15 protein-coding genes are annotated in these 15,410 nt (G+C 62.5%); 11 read left to right on the top strand and 4 right to left on the bottom strand.

Translation table 11 applies throughout. The annotated features are described in order from the left end of the window. The first annotated feature begins 52 nt into the window (after nucleotides 1-52). Entirely contained in the window at nucleotides 53-1,714 is a 1,662-nt protein-coding gene (locus ACSQ2W_RS11720; RefSeq protein WP_436087761.1) for an AMP-binding protein, read from the top strand. On the opposite strand, the gene ACSQ2W_RS11725 is transcribed toward ACSQ2W_RS11720, so the two are convergent. The 3 genes from ACSQ2W_RS11725 to secA all read right to left on the bottom strand — a co-directional run bounded on the left by ACSQ2W_RS11725 (nucleotide 1,683) and on the right by secA (nucleotide 7,496). Then, nucleotides 1,683-2,966, bottom strand: coding sequence for a GNAT family N-acetyltransferase (locus tag ACSQ2W_RS11725; protein ID WP_436086388.1), 1,284 nt, complete (start codon nucleotides 2,964-2,966; stop codon nucleotides 1,683-1,685). The two genes, ACSQ2W_RS11720 and ACSQ2W_RS11725, sit on opposite strands and share 32 nt — an antisense overlap. Next, nucleotides 2,963-4,384, bottom strand: a complete 1,422-nt coding sequence (locus ACSQ2W_RS11730) for a lipopolysaccharide biosynthesis protein (RefSeq protein WP_436086389.1) — start codon at nucleotides 4,382-4,384, stop codon at nucleotides 2,963-2,965. The genes ACSQ2W_RS11725 and ACSQ2W_RS11730 overlap by 4 nt, the downstream gene beginning before the upstream one ends. Before the next feature lie 400 nt (nucleotides 4,385-4,784). After that, nucleotides 4,785-7,496: a preprotein translocase subunit SecA gene (gene secA, locus ACSQ2W_RS11735; protein WP_436086390.1), complete on the bottom strand. Its 2,712-nt coding sequence runs from the start codon at nucleotides 7,494-7,496 to the stop codon at nucleotides 4,785-4,787. 233 nt (nucleotides 7,497-7,729) lie between these two features. On the opposite strand from secA, the gene ACSQ2W_RS11740 reads away from it, so the two are divergent. The 6 genes from ACSQ2W_RS11740 (at nucleotide 7,730) to ACSQ2W_RS11765 (ending at nucleotide 12,059) form a co-directional block, all read left to right on the top strand. After that, nucleotides 7,730-8,590 (top strand): peptidylprolyl isomerase, encoded by an 861-nt coding sequence (locus tag ACSQ2W_RS11740; protein ID WP_436086391.1) that lies wholly within the window; start codon nucleotides 7,730-7,732, stop codon nucleotides 8,588-8,590. Nucleotides 8,591-8,794: 204 nt separating this feature from the next. Then, the gene (gene argJ / locus ACSQ2W_RS11745) at nucleotides 8,795-10,036 is read left to right on the top strand and encodes a bifunctional glutamate N-acetyltransferase/amino-acid acetyltransferase ArgJ (RefSeq protein ID WP_436086392.1); all 1,242 of its coding nucleotides are present in this window, start codon (nucleotides 8,795-8,797) and stop codon (nucleotides 10,034-10,036) included. A gap of 14 nt (nucleotides 10,037-10,050) precedes the next feature. Beyond that, nucleotides 10,051-10,815 carry a GNAT family N-acetyltransferase gene (locus ACSQ2W_RS11750; RefSeq protein WP_436087762.1) on the top strand — a complete coding sequence of 255 codons (765 nt, stop codon included), beginning with the start codon at nucleotides 10,051-10,053 and terminating at the stop codon, nucleotides 10,813-10,815. Between the two features lie 3 nt (nucleotides 10,816-10,818). After that, the gene (mutT, locus tag ACSQ2W_RS11755) at nucleotides 10,819-11,232 is read left to right on the top strand and encodes an 8-oxo-dGTP diphosphatase MutT (RefSeq protein ID WP_436087763.1); all 414 of its coding nucleotides are present in this window, start codon (nucleotides 10,819-10,821) and stop codon (nucleotides 11,230-11,232) included. A gap of 195 nt (nucleotides 11,233-11,427) precedes the next feature. Further along, the gene (locus ACSQ2W_RS11760; protein ID WP_436080233.1) at nucleotides 11,428-11,745 is read left to right on the top strand and encodes a hypothetical protein; all 318 of its coding nucleotides are present in this window, start codon (nucleotides 11,428-11,430) and stop codon (nucleotides 11,743-11,745) included. 140 nt (nucleotides 11,746-11,885) lie between these two features. Beyond that, a complete protein-coding gene (locus ACSQ2W_RS11765) occupies nucleotides 11,886-12,059 on the top strand; it encodes a Flp family type IVb pilin (protein WP_436086393.1) in 174 nt (57 codons plus the stop codon). Nucleotides 12,060-12,072: 13 nt separating this feature from the next. On the opposite strand, the gene ACSQ2W_RS11770 is transcribed toward ACSQ2W_RS11765, so the two are convergent. After that, a complete protein-coding gene (locus ACSQ2W_RS11770; RefSeq protein WP_436086394.1) occupies nucleotides 12,073-12,957 on the bottom strand; it encodes a methyltransferase domain-containing protein in 885 nt (294 codons plus the stop codon). A gap of 74 nt (nucleotides 12,958-13,031) precedes the next feature. Between ACSQ2W_RS11770 and ACSQ2W_RS11775 the strand changes: the two genes are divergently transcribed. Genes ACSQ2W_RS11775 through ACSQ2W_RS11790 form a run of 4 tightly spaced genes read left to right on the top strand, consistent with a single transcriptional unit; the run spans nucleotide 13,032 to nucleotide 15,409 of the window. Then, nucleotides 13,032-13,808: a ComF family protein gene (locus tag ACSQ2W_RS11775; RefSeq protein WP_436086395.1), complete on the top strand. Its 777-nt coding sequence runs from the start codon at nucleotides 13,032-13,034 to the stop codon at nucleotides 13,806-13,808. 48 nt (nucleotides 13,809-13,856) lie between these two features. Further along, nucleotides 13,857-14,114: a glutaredoxin 3 gene (gene grxC / locus ACSQ2W_RS11780; RefSeq protein ID WP_436086396.1), complete on the top strand. Its 258-nt coding sequence runs from the start codon at nucleotides 13,857-13,859 to the stop codon at nucleotides 14,112-14,114. A gap of 12 nt (nucleotides 14,115-14,126) precedes the next feature. Then, nucleotides 14,127-14,984 carry a carbon-nitrogen hydrolase family protein gene (locus ACSQ2W_RS11785; RefSeq protein ID WP_436086397.1) on the top strand — a complete coding sequence of 286 codons (858 nt, stop codon included), beginning with the start codon at nucleotides 14,127-14,129 and terminating at the stop codon, nucleotides 14,982-14,984. Next, nucleotides 14,981-15,409 (top strand): DUF1178 family protein, encoded by a 429-nt coding sequence (locus ACSQ2W_RS11790; RefSeq protein ID WP_436086398.1) that lies wholly within the window; start codon nucleotides 14,981-14,983, stop codon nucleotides 15,407-15,409. Before ACSQ2W_RS11785 ends, ACSQ2W_RS11790 begins: the two co-directional genes overlap by 4 nt. The last annotated feature ends 1 nt before the right edge of the window (nucleotide 15,410 follow it).

A 15,410-nucleotide genomic window follows, 5' to 3' on the forward strand; every position in this document is an offset into this window, starting at 1 on the left:
GCTCCCACAGAAGTGTTAGGTGCGCCGCAGCGACACCTCTTCCGGCGGGCTCATGCTTCCGATCTGCGATACCTATGCGAACCTGCGACGGGACTTCCGCTGGCAGATTCCGGAAAAATTCAATATCGGCACCGCCGTCAGCGATGCCTGGGCAGCGCGCGAGCCGGAGCGGGTCTGCCTCCAGCATTTCAGTCCCGACGGGGCGCATCTGTCGCTGACCTATGGCACCTTTGCCGCGCGGTCATCCTCGTTAGCCCATGGACTTCAGGCTGAGGGTATCTCGCCGGGAGACAGGGTCGCGATCCTTTTGCCGCAGAGCTTCGAAACGGCCATCGCTCATGCCGGCATCTACAAGCTCGGCGCAATCGCTCTGCCGCTGGCGCTGCTGTTCGGGGTCGAGGCGCTCGAATACCGGTTGCGCGATGCAGGTGCCGCGGCGGTCATCACCAATCGTTTCGGCCTGGAAAAAATCGCGGCCGTCCGCGCAGGGTTGCCGGATCTGAAATGCGTCGTGCTGGTCGATGCCGAGGCGCCGGAAACCATTGCCTTTGCCGCGCTGGCAGAAGGCCATGCACCGGGTTTCGCCGCTGCCGACACGACACCGGACGATCCGGCGATGATGATCTACACCTCCGGCACGACCGGGCCGCCGAAGGGCGCGCTGCATGGCCATCGCGTCCTGCTTGGCCATGTCCCCGGCTTCCAGTTCCATCACGCCTTCCTGCCGCAGCCCGGCGACCGGATGTGGACGCCGGCCGACTGGGCTTGGGCGGGCGGTCTCTTGAATGCGCTCCTGCCGTCGCTTCTGCTCGGCGTGCCCGTCGTGTCGTCGCCCGGGCAGAAGTTCGATCCGCACATGGCCTTCCGCATTCTGGAGGAGATGGAGGTGCGCAACGCCTTCATTCCGCCGACAGCCTTGCGGCTGATGAAGGCGGTTGAAAATCCCCGCTCTCTCTACAAGCTCAACCTGCGTACCATCGGCTCGGCCGGGGAGGCGCTCGGGCGTGAAACGTGGGAGCAGGCGAGCGAAGCTTTCGGCGTGCCGGTCAACGAGTTTTACGGTCAGACCGAATGCAACATCGTCCTGTCATCGGCTGCCAATCTCGGCGTGCTGAAACCTGGCTCGATGGGCAAGGCAGCACCGGGCCACGACGTTGCCATCATCGACGCAGAGGGAAGGGAGCTTCCGGCCGGCACCATCGGTCAGGTTGCGGTGCGCCGCCCCGATCCGGTGATGTTCCTCGGCTATTGGCGCAACGACGCGGCGACGGCTCAAAAGTTCATCGGCAAATGGATGACGACCGGCGATCAGGGCGTTCAGGATGCGGAAGGCTATGTCACCTTCTTCGGGCGTGACGACGACGTGATCACCTCCTCTGGCTACCGGATCGGTCCCGGCGAGATCGAGGACTGTCTCGCCGGCCATCCGGCCGTCCAGCTTGCAGCCGCGATCGGCAAGCCCGACCCGGTGCGCACCGAAATCGTCAAGGCCTACGTGGTGCTGAAGCCGGGGCATGCGGCGAGCGCGGAGCTTGCCGCCGATATCCGCGACTGGGTCAAGACGCGGCTGTCGATGCACGAATATCCGCGCGAGATCGAATTCCTCGATAGCCTGCCGCTGACGACCTCCGGCAAGGTCATCCGTCGCATCCTGCGCGACCGGGCGATTGCGGAGGGCGTGACTATTTCGAGCGCCGAGGTGAAAGCGATCTGATCTTGTCGCGCAGCAGCCGCGCCATGTTGCGGGTGTTGCGGTAGAGGTGGAGCTGGGCTGCGACCTGGCGCACATCGCGGTCGCGGTTTTGCGCAAGGCCGACCACCAGAGTGCCCATTTCCTCCCGTTCCTCCCAGAAGCGGCTCATCACCGGATGATCGGGCGTTGCGCAGCTGTCGGAGCGCATGATGTTGGCGTCGTCGAGATGCCATTCTGTCAGTTCGGCCATCAGCAGCTTGCCGGGCGAATATTTCGCATAGCGTTCGTCATAGGCCGTCTTCCAGGTATACGCGTCGCCGGCCATCATGAAGACGATCATCGAGGCGATCGCATGTCCGTCGAGGTCGAGCGTGTGGATGCGCACGCTGTCGGCTTCGGCCAGGTTCGTGATCGCCTCGCGGGCGAAGGCGGCGCGATAGCGGTCGACCACCATGGCGGTGCCCTCGCGGCCCTTCCAGCCGCTCGCTTCCAGCGCCAGGAACTCCTCCATGCGCAGGCGGATGTCGGCTGGCTGGCGGGCGACGGTGTAGGAAACGCTGCCGAGCGCTTCCAGGTGATTCCACTGGCGGCGCAGTTCGCGGAAATGCGCTGGGCTGATCGCCTGGCGCAGATAGGTCTGGCCGTCCTGCAGGCTTTCCAGCATCGGCCGGGTAAACGTGTCGGTGACGGTCAGCGGCAGGTTGCGGCCGATGGCGACGGCGCGGGCGAGCTGGGCGAACTTGCCCTTCAGGCGCACATCCGGAAGCACCAGCACGCCGGGCAGTCCGGCCGAAGGGCTGGCGAAGGCCTCGTAGAGGTTATCGATGGTTTCGGCGGCCTCCTCGACGTCGAGCAGCGGCACGCCGAGCGGACCGAACGGGTTGGACCAGGCACGAATGATCGGCGCGCCGATCGAAAAACCGGGCTTCTCGATCGAGAATGGCATCAGGAAGCGGATGCGACTGCGGCGCTCGTCATTGTCGCGGATCAGCGCCAGGCGGATGATCCGGTCTTCCAGGCGCGGCATGGCGGGCGCGAGGAAGCGGCCGGTAAAGAAGACGTTGGGTTCCATCGCCCGGTTGGAGAGGAAATCGAGTTCCGCCTGAAGCTCATAGCCCTGACGCGCCGGATAAAGGCAGAGCTGCCGGCCGGGGCGGCCGATCTCGATGGTATTTTCCGCGACCGGGCGATCGGGTGCCGGCGGAACCATGCCGCCAAGAATGCGCGCTGACCGGCTGTTGGCATCGTCCGGAATGTGCTGGTTGCCAGTCATGGTCGGGTGGCCTCTGCTTTGATGGGTCTGGTGTGCGGGTCGGCGAAGGCGAAGAGGACGATGCCGAAGGTGCGGCGAACCGCGACATGAAGAAGGATGGCCTCGACGACCATTGCGCCCGTCGTCGCAAAGGCTGCACCTGTAAGGCCGAACATCGGGATCAATGTGACGTTGAGCAGCAAATTGGCAACGAGGGCGCCGGCATAGAGGGCGACGCACAGCGTCTGCCTGCCGGCCATGGTGAGAAACGCCTCGGCCGGGCCAACCAGCGCCTTGGCCATGATGCCTGCAAACAGGATTGCCATCAGCGGATAGCCGGAGACGAAGGCGGGGCCAAACAGCGACAGCAGAAATGGTCCGCAAAGAAGGACCATGCCGCCGACGCCAAGCGACGGCCAGAAGGACCATTTGGCGCTTTCAACGGCGATGACAGCCAGCTGCTGGCGGTCCGGATTGGCCATGGCCGCCGAAAAGCGGGGGGCCGCGGCCGCTTTCACGGAGAACATGACGAAATGTACCAGCGCCATCGTCTTTGCCGCGGCGAAGTAGATCGCGACGCTTTCCGGATCGAGATAGAGGCCGACGATGACGACGTCGGAATTGGTCAGCATGAAGCCGAACCCCTCGATCAGGAAGATCGGGAGGGCGACGCGGAGCCAGGTCCCGAATTCGGTCCGGCGCGGCCCTTCGAGGTAGCGCCTGCGCAGCCGCCAGGTCAGGATGAAGAACTGGGTGACGCTGGTGAGATAGGTCGCGATCATGGCGGCGATCATCGCCGTCTCGGCGGTATGCGGCTCGCCGATCGCCACGGCAAGCAGCATCAGCCCGAGGATGAGCAGGGGCCGGATGATATAGGTCGGGCTCAGCGCCGAGACCGCCCAGCTATGGGCGCGAGACGTCCCATCCATCACATCGCCGAGGGCGATCATCGGCAGCGTGAAAATGCCGAGATAGAGCGGCACGAGATAGTAGCCGTTGATGCGCTCGCCAAACAGCCAGAGGCCGGCAATGCCGACGACGGCGAGCCCTGTCGCCGAGACCAGCGCAAAAATGCGCACCGTCGTCGTCAGCCCGCGGATTTCCGGCAGCGCTTCGCGGGCATGGTACTGCGGCAGGAATCGAATGATCGCCGTGTGGAACCCGAGGCACGAGAGATTGCCGAACAGCACGACCAGCACCCAGACGAAGACGAAGATGCCGTATTCGAACTCGCCCATGAGGCGGGCGAGGATGATCTGCGAAACGAAGGCAATGGCTGCGCTGACGACGCGGATGGCAAAGGCGACGAGCGCCATGCGCTGGGCAAGGTGCTTGGGATCACCACTCATGAGGACAGGCCCGAGCTTGTTAAGCAGCGGCGACAGCCAGCCCCGCAATGCAGGCGGCAAAATTCGTCCAGCCGTTTGACACGCTGCCATGAACAAGGGAGTACCCGAAACGACGCAAAACAGGATGCCAGTCTTGCCAGAACAGCGTTAACAAAGGGTGGAGAAAGAGACCGCGGCGGCGCTGCTGACAACGGCATTCGATATGCTATTTTCGGTTGTATTCGGCGGCTAAAGCAGCGTGCGTGAACCCAGCTCGCGTCACCGGGAAGATGGGCTTCCCGGCTGAGGCAACAGCCTTGCTGTCGAAACTGGAGGTGATCTATGTGGCCAAAGCCATTTAGCATCACGCTTATCATAAGGAAAACCCGGACAGGCTGGTCAATGGCTGTCCGGGTCAACTTTAGGTAAGAACTCAGGCAGGCGGGACCGCAATCCCGTCTGCCACTCCAGAAATAAGCCTTGCGGCTTATAAAATCAAGCTCAGCGTCGGTTACGCCTCGAAAGCACCGTGGCAGTGCTTGTACTTTTTGCCGGAACCGCAGGGGCAGGGCTCGTTGCGGGAGACCTTGCCCCAGCTTGAGGGATCCTCCGGGTTACGGTCTGCCGGTGCGATGAAGGCGAGGCTGACGCTGTCGGCAAAATCATCCTCGCCGGTCAGCGGGTCGATATGGTGACCGACCATCTGCGGCGGTGCCGGTTGCGGCGCCTCTGCCGCTTCACGCACCAGTTCGACGCGCATCAGTTGTGCGATGACGGCCTGGCGAAGATTTGTCAAAAGTGCCTGGAACAGCTCGAAAGCTTCCGACTTGTATTCCTGCAGCGGGTCACGCTGGGCGTAGCCGCGGAAGCCGATGACCGAGCGCAGATGATCAAGGTTGACGATGTGCTCGCGCCACAGGTGATCAAGCGTCTGCAGGACCACGGAGCGTTCGACATACAACATGATGTCGGGGCCAAAACGCTCGGCGCGATCAGCGGCGGCCTTGTCGACCTCGGCAGTGATCCGCTCGCGGATGTCGTTCTCGTCAATGCCTTCCTCGGCCGCCCATTCGACGATCGGCAGGTCGAGGTTGAGCGAGTTCTGCACGTCGGCTTTCAGGCCGGCAACATCCCACTGTTCGGCATAGGCCTTTTCCGGAATGCGCTTGGCGACGATGTCCTCGATGACCTCGTGGCGCATGTCGGCGACAGTTTCGGAGATGTCCGTCGCATCCATCATCTCGAGCCGTTGCTCGAAGATCACCTTGCGCTGGTCGTTCAAAACGTCGTCGTATTTCAGGAGGTTTTTGCGCGTGTCGAAGTTGCGGGCTTCAACCTTTTTCTGGGCACGTTCGAGAGCTTTGTTGATCCAGGGATGAACGATTGCCTCGCCCTCTTTGAGGCCAAGCTTTTGCAACATGCCATCCATCCGGTCCGAGCCGAAGATGCGCATCAGGTCGTCCTGCAGCGACAGGAAGAACTTCGAGCGGCCCGGGTCGCCCTGGCGGCCGGAGCGGCCGCGCAGCTGGTTGTCGATGCGGCGGCTTTCATGGCGTTCGGTTGCAAGAACATAGAGGCCGCCGGCGGCCAGCGCGATGTCCTTCAGACGCTGGACCTCGGCCTTGATCGCGTCTTCCTTGGCGTCGCGCTCCGGGCCGTGATCCAGGTCGCCGAGTTCGGCTGCGATGCGCATTTCCAGGTTGCCGCCGAGCTGGATGTCGGTGCCGCGGCCGGCCATGTTGGTGGCGATCGTCACCGCGCCGGGAACCCCGGCCTGCGAAACGATATAGGCTTCCTGCTCGTGGTAGCGGGCGTTCAGAACCTGGAAATTGGTGAAGCCCTCCTTCTTCAGCATTGCTGCCAGAAGTTCGGATTTTTCGATGGAGGTCGTGCCGACCAGAACCGGCTGCTTGCGCTCGCGCGAATCCTTGATCTCGGCGATGATCGCCTTATATTTCTCTTCCGCCGTCCGATAGACCTCGTCGTCCTCGTCGAGACGCTTGATCGGCAGGTTGGTCGGCACTTCGACGACTTCGAGGCCGTAGATGTTGCCGAATTCCTCGGCTTCGGTCGACGCCGTACCGGTCATGCCGCCGAGCTTCTTGTACATGCGGAAGTAGTTCTGGAAGGTGACCGAGGCCAGCGTCTGATTTTCCGGCTGGATCGTCACTTTTTCCTTGGCTTCGAGCGCCTGGTGCTGGCCTTCCGAATAGCGGCGGCCCGGCATCATGCGACCGGTGAATTCGTCGATGATGACGATTTCGTCGTTGCGGACGATGTAGTCCTTGTCCTTCTGGAAGAGCTTGTGGGCCTTCAGTGCATTGTTGACGTGATGGACGATCGCGACGTTCTCGACGTCGTAAAGCGTCTCGCCCTTCAGGAGGTTCGCTTCACGCAACATGTTTTCGAGTTTTTCCGTGCCATCCTCGGAGAAGTTGGCGGAGCGCTGCTTTTCATCGATCTCGTAGTCTTCCGGAGACAGAAGCGGGATGAACTTGTCGATGGTGTTGTAGAGATCTGAGCGGTCGTCGAGCGGACCGGAAATGATCAGCGGCGTGCGCGCCTCGTCGACGAGGATCGAATCCACTTCGTCGACGATGGCAAAGAAGTGACCGCGCTGGACCATCTGGCTGCGCTCGTACTTCATGTTGTCGCGCAGATAGTCGAAGCCGAGCTCGTTGTTGGTCGCGTAGGTGACGTCGCAAGCATAGGCCGCCCGGCGCTGGTCGTCGGTCAGGCCGTGGACGATGACGCCCGTGCTCATGCCGAGGAACGAGTAGACGCGGCCCATCGCCGCGCTATCGCGCGTGGCCAGGTAGTCGTTGACGGTAACGACATGCACGCCCTTGCCCGCGAGCGCATTGAGGTACACCGGCAGCGTCGCCACCAGCGTCTTGCCTTCGCCGGTCTTCATTTCGGCGATCGCCTTTTCGTGCAGGATCATGCCGCCGATCAGCTGCACATCGAAGGGGCGCAGGCCCAGAACCCGGAGGGCGGCTTCTCGCACGACGGCAAAGGCCGGAACAAGCAGGTCGTCAAGCGTCTTGCCATCGGCCAGCTGCTTGCGGAATTCCACCGTCTTTGCGGCCAGCGCCTCGTCGGAAAGCGCCTTGGTTTCGGCTTCCAGTGCATTGATGGCATCAACGCGGGCGTTGTAGCTGCGCACACGCCGGTCATTCGATGACCCGAAAATTTTGCGGGCGAGGCCGCCGAGACTGACCATAAGAATGGTCCTTTCCTGTATGTCGCCAACGCGGGGGAATTTCCGCGAAATACTATGAAACGCCCGGAACGGTTCTGGACGCGAGGTTGCGTGACAGATAAGAGGGGGGTCGAATTATGTCAACGGGAGTTGAGGCGCGCCAAGCCTACAGAACGGCCACAATCTGATGATGTGGAACGTTTTCTGGCCGGCCGTGACCACGGTTCCGGATACCACAGGTGGAAGGTACGAGGATGTTGAAATACAAGATGCTTGCGGCGGTTGCTCTGATCGCCATCATGGCCGCCCAGGCGCCGGCTAGCGCGCAGGATGCCGCTGATCCGGTCATCGCCACGGTCGGTGGCGCGGAGATCCACAAGTCGGAGCTCGACCTCGCCATTACCGGTCTCGATCCGCAGCTCGCCCAATTGCCGGACGATCAGAAGCGTGCCGCAGCCCTTTCGGGCCTGATCGACGTCAAGCTGCTTGCCAAGGATGCCACCAAGGAAGGCCTGCAGGATGAAGCCGCCTTCAAGCAGCGCATCGCCTACCTGACCGAGCGCGAGTTGCATAATGCCTTCTTCAAGAAGCATGTCGTCGATGCGGTGAAGCCGGAAGAAGTCAAGGCGCGCTACGATGCGGAAATCGCCAAGATCACGCCGCAGGAAGAGGTCAAGGCCCGCCATATCCTGGTGAAGACCGAGGACGAAGCCAAGGCGATCATCAAGGATCTCGATGGCGGCAAGGATTTCGCGACGCTTGCCAAGGATAAATCGACCGACCCGAACAAGGCCGACGGCGGCGATCTCGGTTATTTCACCAAGGATCGCATGGTTCCTGAATTCTCCGAAGCCGCCTTCAAGCTCGAAAAGGGCAAGTACACGCAAGTGCCGGTGAAGACCCAGTTCGGCTTCCATGTCATCCTGCTCGAAGACAAGCGCAAGCAGGCTCCGCCGCCGCTGGAGCAGGTCGAGCCACAGGTCAAGCAGCTCGTCATGCGTGACAAGTACATCGACCTCCTGACGACCGCCAAAAAGGAAACCGGTGTCGATATCACTGATCCGGCGCTCAAGAAGGCCTATGACGACGCCAACAAGGCCGAGACACCGAAGTAATCAGGCTTAGGCGCCCCTCATCCGGCCCTCCTTTTTTGAGAAGAAGGGCGGCCACCTTCTCCCCGCAGGCGGGGAGAAGGGACAAGCGGCATCCTCCATCACCTCCTCCCCCGCCAAGTGGGGAGAGGGTTAGGGTGGGGCCCTTGTTTTGGTAATCAACTTCTTCTTCCCGGCTTGCCGGGCTTTTTTCGTAAAAGGCTGACCATGTCCGGTTCCGTTTCTCCACTTGCCCCGAAATCCTTCGCCGACATGCCGCCGGTGCGTGGTGTCCGCATTGCGACCGCCGCTGCCGGCATCAAGTACAAGAACCGCACCGACGTGCTGCTGATGGTCTTCGATGAGCCGGCCGCGGTGGCAGGCGTCTTCACCAAATCGCGCTGCCCGTCTGCTCCGGTCGATTTCTGCCGCCAGAACCTGCCGGGCGGTGTTGCCCGCGCTGTCGTCGTCAATTCCGGTAATGCCAATGCCTTCACCGGCAAGAAGGGCAAGGCTGCGACCGAACTGACCGCGCAATCCGCCGCGGAAGCGGTCGGTTGCTCCACCGGCGAAGTCTTCCTCGCCTCGACCGGCGTTATCGGCGAGCCGCTGGATGCGACGAAATTTGCGGGCGTTCTCAGTGACATGACGGTTCAGGCGACCAGCGATTTCTGGTTTGAAGCCGCCAAGGCGATCATGACGACGGACACCTATCCAAAGGTTTCCACCCGCAGCGCGGAAATCGGCGGCGTCGCGGTCACCATCAACGGCATCGCCAAGGGCGCCGGCATGATCGCGCCGGACATGGCGACCATGCTCTCCTTCGTTGTCACCGACGCTGATATCGCGCCGGAAGCCTTGCAGGTGCTCCTGTCCGCAGGCACCGGCCCGACCTTCAACTCGGTCACGGTCGATAGCGATACCTCGACGTCCGACACGCTGATGCTGTTTGCGACCGGTGCTGCCGCCAAAGATGGCCAGAAGAAGATTTCGGATGCTGCCGATCCGGCGCTTGAAGGTTTCCGGGCAGCATTGAACGACCTGCTGCGCGATCTGGCCCTGCAGGTGGTGCGCGACGGCGAAGGTGCCCGCAAGATGGTTGCCGTCACCGTCGAAGGCGCCGAAAGTGACCAGGCGGCCAAGCGCATCGCTCTCTCGATCGCCAATTCTCCGCTCGTCAAGACCGCCGTTGCTGGCGAGGACGCCAATTGGGGCCGCGTCGTCATGGCTGTCGGAAAGTCCGGCGAAGCGGCCGATCGCGACCGGCTGGCGATCTGGTTCGGCGATGTTCGCGTCGCCGTCGAGGGTGAGCGCGACCCGTCCTATTCGGAAGCCGCGGCAACGGCCGTGATGAAGGAGGAAGACATCGCCATCCGCGTCGAGATCGGTCTCGGCTCCGGAAAGGCGACCGTTTACACCTGCGACCTCACCAAGGAATATGTCGAGATCAACGGTGACTACCGGAGCTGAAGCCAGTGCAGGACATGATTTCGAAAGCCGATCTGCCGAATGTTCGCCGCCTGGAAGCCGTGGGATTTCGCGCCTGGCCGGCCGCGTCGGTGCAGTATGACGGCAGCTGGCTGATCCGTCTGACGGCAGGGCATGATTCCAAGCGGTTGAACTCCGTCAATCCGCTTGACCCCTCCGACTATCGCGATCTTGAAATCCGGCTCGAAAAGGCGACCAGGCGCTTTGCCGAATTTGGCCGGCCGCTGACGGTGCGGCAGACGCCGCTGACGGCGCCGCAGCTGATTGCCCATATGGACGCGAATGACTGGCCGGTGTTTTCCGAAAGCATCGTGATGATGGCCGACATCCCGCCGAACGACACCACGGAAGCGATCGAGCACCTGCCGCTGCGCGATGTCGGCCGCTTCGTTGATGCCCGGCTGCAAATCTGCGGCGAAAACGGTCAGGACAAGGCAGGCTTGAGCGATGTCATCAAGGCCATCAAGCCGGAATGCGGGCTGTTTCTGTTTGAAGCGCCGGAACACGGTCCGATCGCGGTCTCGCTGGCGGTTCACGACAACGATCTCGCCGGAATTCTTCAGGTCGCCGTCGCGCCGGACGTCCGGCGGCAAGGCGTTGGCGCATCGATCGTCAATGCCTCTCTGCGCTGGGCCCGCCTGCGCGGCGCCCGAACGGCCTGGCTCGCGGTCGAAAGCGGCAACGAGGCAGCGATTGCCCTTTACCGCAATTTCGGCTTCAGGGACGTCTACCGTTACGCTTATCGGCGTGCAGGAGCTTAAATGATGGATACGGCAAGCAGGAAGATTTTGCTGGTAGCGGCCTGCGCCCTGGTCGACAGCGACGGCCGCATCCTGCTTGCCCAGCGTCCCGAGGGCAAATCGCTCGCCGGTCTCTGGGAATTTCCGGGCGGCAAGGTGGAGGCCGGCGAAACGCCGGAGGAGACCCTCATCCGCGAACTGGACGAGGAATTGGGCATCCGCACCAAGGTCGCTTGCCTCGCACCGCTGACCTTCGCCAGCCATAGCTATGACAGCTTCCACCTGCTGATGCCGCTCTACGTCTGCCGGCGCTACGAGGGCGTTGCCCATGGCCGGGAAGGGCAGGCGGTGAAATGGGTTCGCCCGAAGGCCCTGCGCGACTATCCGATGCCTCCCGCGGATGAGCCACTTATCCCCTATTTAATGGATTTGCTCTGATCAAATCCACGAAATTTCGATTTCATTAATCGAACATTTATCACCCTCACGCAAAATCAGCTTCAGTGAAGTGCCGGTGTCGACGGTTGCGGGATGATTCCCGCGATTGGCACCGGTTGGTATCGGCGCGGACATGGTTTGAAGCGGTGAGAGTGAACCGTTCTCAGGTCAGCGCAGGCATTCGAGAGGCAGACGATGGTTGACGACGATTTCTGGAGAACTGTTCAGGACAAGGACTTGGCGATGAGCCAGAGCCGCCGGACCGGTGTGCTCAATCTGTCGCTGCTGTTTGGAACGGCCGTCATCGCGTTGACCCTCATCCTGACGCCGATGCTGGCGTCGAAGACGGATAAGAAGGTGCTCGCGGATGCGCCGATCGACTACGACAATATCTCGACAGGTTCCATTCCGAGCAGCCCGAACAAACGCTATACGGTGCGCCGCAGCGTGTTGCAGGAAATGCCGGGCGCCGTCTGCATCGTCGATGGGGACGGGAGCAAAAGCGGCTGCTGATCGTCCCTGTGGGCCGGGCGTTTCCCGGTTCACGTTCGCTGCCAGCCTGGGTCGATAGCGGCCCCGATAATGACGTGCGCATGCCTGTCCTTTTCGGGTGACCTCATCCGCGGGAGGTGCGCCAAGCTGGCTGGGAGCACATGAAAACATTCGCTCATTTCCTGACCGACAAATCCGGCGCAACGGTGGTCGAATACGGCCTGTTGGCCAGCCTCATCTCGGTGGGGATCATCGTCGGTCTTGGAGGGTTTTCAGACTCCCTGCTGGGCGTCCTCGACAAGATCAGCACCGCCATCAACGACGCGCCCAAATAACGTAAGACCAGGCTTACTCCTTGAGCGGCAGTTCCCGTGTGCTGAGCGCGTCCGACAGCCTTTGTTTCGCCGAGCCCGGCCTGAGCGGCTTTTGCTGGCTTTCGTGCGGCGCCCAGCCGGATATGTAGATGATCGAGAACGTCGCGCGAATGCGGCCGTCCGGGTCGGAGAAACGTTCGGCGTAGATTTCGGCCGCTCTCAGGAAAAACTGGCGGGTCAGGGGCTTGCGGCTGCGGGCAGTGAGCGGGTTGGTCATGCCCATGGCCCGGAGGTCTTTCAGCAGCGCAAACAAGCTATCGTAGCGCACGGTGTAGGTCTCGGTATCGGCGACCGGCAGGGTGAAGCCGGCACGCTGCAGCAGCGCACCGATATCGCGGACATCGGCAAAGGGAATAACACGGGGGCTGGCGCCGCCGGTCATTTCGCTCTCGGCCGCAAGCAGCGCTTCCCGCAGTTCCTGCAAGGTGCCGCTGCCGGGAATGGCGGCGAGGAACAGGCCGTCCGGCTTCAGGGCCCGGCGGATCTGGATGAAGACGCCGGGCGTGTCGTTGGTCAGGTGCAGCGACAGCGGCGAGACGATGAGATTGGTCGATTCCGGTGCCAGCGGCACCGTCTCGAGCGAGGCGACCGAGAGGGTATCATCGGCCTTTGCGAAGATTTCGTCGGTTTCGACGCGCTCGATGGCCGAGACCTTGCCGGTTTCGGCGAGGAAGCCGGCGGTCAGACCGGTATAGCCGTGCAGCTCCACGGCCTTGTCGAAATGGCGCTCGACGACGCTGAGGCGCTCGGCCAGTTCGCGACCGGCGATTTCCAGCAGGAATTGCGCCTTCGGGTCGCCGTTGCGCAGCGCCCGCTTGCGGCGGGCTTCGATGAGCATCTGGTCGAACACGATATCCACGGTGGCTCTCCAAAATTCTGATCGCCCAAAAAATCTGATCGCAATGAAACCCGACCGGCCGTAAAGTCAACCGCATGCGGGGCGAAGAGGCGGAAAATCCGGGGTGGCGGCTGGCCAGAGGCTTGCGCGGTCTGATGGCCGCCGCGGTCGACGCCGTCTATCCGCCGGTCTGCAGCGGATGCGGCTGCATGGTCGGCCAGCATCGCGGCGTTTGTCCGGCCTGCTGGGCGACACTGCGGCTGATCGAGAGGCCCTATTGCGAGGTTCTCGGCCTGCCGTTCTCACACGATCTCGCCGCCGGCATTCTGTCCGCCGATGCCATCGCCAATCCGCCGGTCTTCGAGCGGTTGCGATCTGTTGCCATCCACGACGGCATTGCCCGGTCGCTGGTCCACGGTCTGAAATATCGCGATCGCACCGATCTCGCCATCATGATGGCCGCGTGGATGGTCCGTGCCAGCGATGGCCACGTGCAATCCTGCGACGCGATCATCCCCGTTCCGCTGCACGCCTATCGGCTCTGGGGACGCCGGTTCAACCAGTCTGCCGAGCTTGCCCGCGCCATCGCCCGACTTTCGGGCAGGCCATATCTGGCCACCGCATTGATCCGCACCAAGCGGACTGCGCGGCAGGTGGGCCTTGGCGCCACGGCCCGCGAGGACAATGTGCGCGGGGCGTTTTCCGTGACCGAGGCCGGAAAGGCGGCGGTGTTCGGCAAGCGCGTCGTGCTGGTCGACGATGTCTATACGACCGGAGCGACGGTTTCGGCGGCGACGCGGGCGTTGAAGAAGGCAGGGGCCCGGGATGTCACGGTTTTGACCTTTGCAAGAGCCATGTCCGGCCTTATATGACAGGAAATAGGATGCCGGCAGAGGGCCGGCGAAGGAGCAGGTCAAATCATGGCTTCGGTCGTCATCTATACCCGTCAGTTCTGCGGTTATTGTTCCGCGGCGAAGAAACTTCTCGAAACCAAGGGCGTGGACTTCGAGGAGCATGACGCCACCTATGCGCCCGAGGTGCGGCAGAAGATGATCGAGCGGTCGAACGGCGGCACGACCTTCCCGCAGATCTTCATCAACAACGCTCATGTCGGTGGTTGCGACGACCTGCACGCGCTCGATCGTGCCGGCAAGCTGGACGAGATGCTCGCTGCATAAGGAGACGCTTCGATGACGTTCAAGGCTGCAGCGACCCAGATGTGTTCCGGCGTCGATCCGGCGAAGAATGCCGAGACGATGGCCGGGCTCGTCCGGGACGCGGCGTCGCGCGGTGCGATCTATGTCCAGACGCCGGAAATGACCGGCGCCCTGCAGCGGGACCGCGCGGCGATGAAGGCAGCCTTGCGCGACGAGGGCAGCGACCTGATCGTACAGGCCGCCTCCGGGCTTGCTGCCGAACTCGGCATCCATCTGCATGTCGGCTCGACGGCGATCGGTCTTGCCGACGGCACGATGGCCAATCGCGGCTTCCTCTTCGGTCCCGATGGCCGGAAGATCTGCCACTACGACAAGATCCATATGTTCGACGTCGATCTCGACAATGGCGAAAGCTGGCGGGAAAGCTCGGCCTATACGCCGGGCGGCACGGCGCGGCTGGTGAACCTGCCGTTCGGCAAACTCGGCTGCGCCATCTGCTATGACGTGCGGTTTCCCGAACTCTTCCGGGCGCAGGCGGCGGCCGGTGCGCAGATCATGTCGCTGCCTGCCGCCTTCACCCGTCAGACCGGCGAGGCCCATTGGGAAGTCCTGCTTCGGGCGCGGGCGATCGAAAACGGCATGTTCGTCATTGCCGCCGCGCAGGCCGGTCTGCATGAGGATGGCCGCGAAACCTACGGCCATTCGATGATCATCGACCCATGGGGCGTCGTTCTCGCTTCGGCCGGCGGCACTGGCGAGGGGGTGGTGCTGGCCGATATCGATATTGCTGCGGTTGCAGCCGCGCGGGCGAAAATTCCGAACCTGAAAAACGGCCGGACGTTTTCGCTTGAGGAAGTGCCGCTGCCTGCAGCGGGAGGTGTGGCTGCTTGATCAAATACACGCTTTCCTGTGACAACGGCCATTCCTTCGATGGCTGGTTTTCGTCGAGCGCCGATTTCGACCGGCAGGCGGAGCTGGGGCTCGTTTCCTGCCCGGCTTGCGGCTCCGTCACTGTTGCCAAGGAACTGATGGCGCCCTCCGTTTCGACCAGCCGCAAGAAGGACGAGGCGAAAGTCCTGATGATGGATCAGGCGCGCAAGGAGGCAGTCGCCAAGATCCGCGAACTGGTGACGGCGATTCGCGAGAACTCCGAGGATGTCGGGAACAAGTTTCCCGAGGAAGCGCGCAAGATTCACTATGGCGAAGCCGAGCAGCGCGGCCTGATCGGCAAGGCGACGGCCGACGAGGCGCGGGCGCTGCTGGAAGAGGGTATCGAAATCGCGCCGCTGCCGGTCCTGCCGGACGACGTGAATTGAC

This window comes from Pararhizobium sp. LjRoot255 (assembly GCF_964252905.1).
Lineage (GTDB): Bacteria > Pseudomonadota > Alphaproteobacteria > Rhizobiales > Rhizobiaceae > Pararhizobium.

Coding starts and splice junctions, on each gene's coding strand:
- ACSQ2W_RS11720 (WP_436087761.1), top strand. CDS start 53: ATGCTTCCGATCTGCGATACCTATGCGAACCTGCGACGGGACTTCCGC.
- ACSQ2W_RS11725 (WP_436086388.1), bottom strand. CDS start 2,966: ATGACTGGCAACCAGCACATTCCGGACGATGCCAACAGCCGGTCAGCG.
- ACSQ2W_RS11730 (WP_436086389.1), bottom strand. CDS start 4,384: ATGGCAGCGTGTCAAACGGCTGGACGAATTTTGCCGCCTGCATTGCGG.
- secA (WP_436086390.1), bottom strand. CDS start 7,496: ATGGTCAGTCTCGGCGGCCTCGCCCGCAAAATTTTCGGGTCATCGAAT.
- ACSQ2W_RS11740 (WP_436086391.1), top strand. CDS start 7,730: ATGTTGAAATACAAGATGCTTGCGGCGGTTGCTCTGATCGCCATCATG.
- argJ (WP_436086392.1), top strand. CDS start 8,795: ATGTCCGGTTCCGTTTCTCCACTTGCCCCGAAATCCTTCGCCGACATG.
- ACSQ2W_RS11750 (WP_436087762.1), top strand. CDS start 10,051: ATGATTTCGAAAGCCGATCTGCCGAATGTTCGCCGCCTGGAAGCCGTG.
- mutT (WP_436087763.1), top strand. CDS start 10,819: ATGGATACGGCAAGCAGGAAGATTTTGCTGGTAGCGGCCTGCGCCCTG.
- ACSQ2W_RS11760 (WP_436080233.1), top strand. CDS start 11,428: ATGGTTGACGACGATTTCTGGAGAACTGTTCAGGACAAGGACTTGGCG.
- ACSQ2W_RS11765 (WP_436086393.1), top strand. CDS start 11,886: ATGAAAACATTCGCTCATTTCCTGACCGACAAATCCGGCGCAACGGTG.
- ACSQ2W_RS11775 (WP_436086395.1), top strand. CDS start 13,032: ATGCGGGGCGAAGAGGCGGAAAATCCGGGGTGGCGGCTGGCCAGAGGC.
- grxC (WP_436086396.1), top strand. CDS start 13,857: ATGGCTTCGGTCGTCATCTATACCCGTCAGTTCTGCGGTTATTGTTCC.
- ACSQ2W_RS11785 (WP_436086397.1), top strand. CDS start 14,127: ATGACGTTCAAGGCTGCAGCGACCCAGATGTGTTCCGGCGTCGATCCG.